Source organism: uncultured Chitinophaga sp. (assembly GCF_937898475.1).
Taxonomy (GTDB): domain Bacteria; phylum Bacteroidota; class Bacteroidia; order Chitinophagales; family Chitinophagaceae; genus Chitinophaga.
In genome coordinates, this window is sequence record NZ_CALEJS010000014.1 from 1 (window position 1) to 1,531 (window position 1,531).

General features: G+C 50.4%; 1 protein-coding gene. It reads left to right on the plus strand.

Annotation, left to right across the window (positions count from 1 at the left end):
• Positions 1-1,531: amino acid adenylation domain-containing protein (locus Q0577_RS07195; protein WP_298734178.1), on the plus strand; the 1,531-nt coding region annotated here is incomplete at both ends.

The window sequence follows — 1,531 nt, forward strand, 5'->3', positions numbered from 1 at the left end:
AATGCCACACACAGATCGCTGCCTCAGGGAAAAACAATTCTTGATCTGTTTGAAGAACAGGCAGCTTTAACACCGGAGGCAACGGCAATGGTGTTTGAACAAACCATCATCACCTACCGGCAACTCAATGAACTGGCTAACCAGCTTTCACACTATTTACTACAGCAGCATCACATACAACCGGAGGATCTGACAGGCATCCACCTGCAACGCAGCGAGTGGGTTGTGATCGCTATCCTGGCCGTACTGAAAGCCGGCGGCGCTTATGTACCGGCAGATCCTCAATATCCGCAGGAAAGGATTGATTATATATTCAGCGATGCCCGCTGCAAAGTGGTTATAGACCAGGCTATACTGGATGATTTTAACAGCAAAAGGGACCTTTATAGCAGCCGCAATCTGCAATGCAGCCTGCAGCCGGCACAGCTGGCATATGTGATCTATACCTCTGGCTCTACCGGCAAACCCAAAGGGGTAATGATCACACACCATAGTGTATATGCTTTTATTAAATGGTGCCAACGGCACTTCAGCGACGCTGATGTTGATATCGTATTTGCAGCCACTTCTGTTTGTTTTGATCTATCTATTTTCGAAATATTTTTCCCCTTAGCTACCGGTAAGCCTTTCAGGCTGCTGGAAAACGCACTGGCCATTCCCGCTTATTTAAAGGCACACCGGAAAGTTCTGCTCAACACCGTCCCGAGTGTGGTAGGCGCTCTCTTACGCGATGGTGCAGACCTTAGTACTGTAAGTGTACTGAACATGGCCGGAGAACCAGTACCTGCCGGGTATATAGCACAGCTGGACCTGAACCGTATGCAGGTATGGAACCTGTATGGGCCTTCTGAAGATACCACTTACAGCACCGTGTACCGGATACAGCCGGGCAGCCCTGTACTGATTGGTACTCCCATTGACAATACCAGGGTATACATCCTTGGAGCAGCAACTCAGCTTTTACCTATTGGGGTAGCCGGCGAGATCTGCCTGGGAGGCGATGGCCTGGCAAAAGGCTACCTGAACAATCCCGCGCTTACAGCAGAGAAGTTCATTCCTGATCCTTTCAGACCGGGAGAACGCATCTACAAAACCGGCGACCTGGGAAGATGGACGTCAGAGGGCAATATTGAATTCCTGGGACGCAAGGATGAACAGGTCAAAATCAGGGGATACCGTATTGAGCCGGGAGAGATTGAATACTGTTTGCAAACCTATCCCCGCGTAACGGATGCAGTAGTGACTGCAAAGACCAACCAGGCAGGTGAAAAAGAACTGGCAGCCTACCTGGTAGCAAAGGAGCCACTGGATGTAGCCGCCATAAAGGAGCATCTCTCCGGCAGGCTTCCCTCCTATATGCTGCCCGGTCATTATGTGCAGATGGATGCCCTTCCACTCAATGCCAACGGCAAAGTGGATAAAAAACGACTACCCGATCCGGAAGGCATCAGTTTGGAAAAACGTCAGTTATATGTAGCACCCCGCAATGAGACCGAGCTGCGGCTGGCAAACATCTGGCAGGATATCCTGG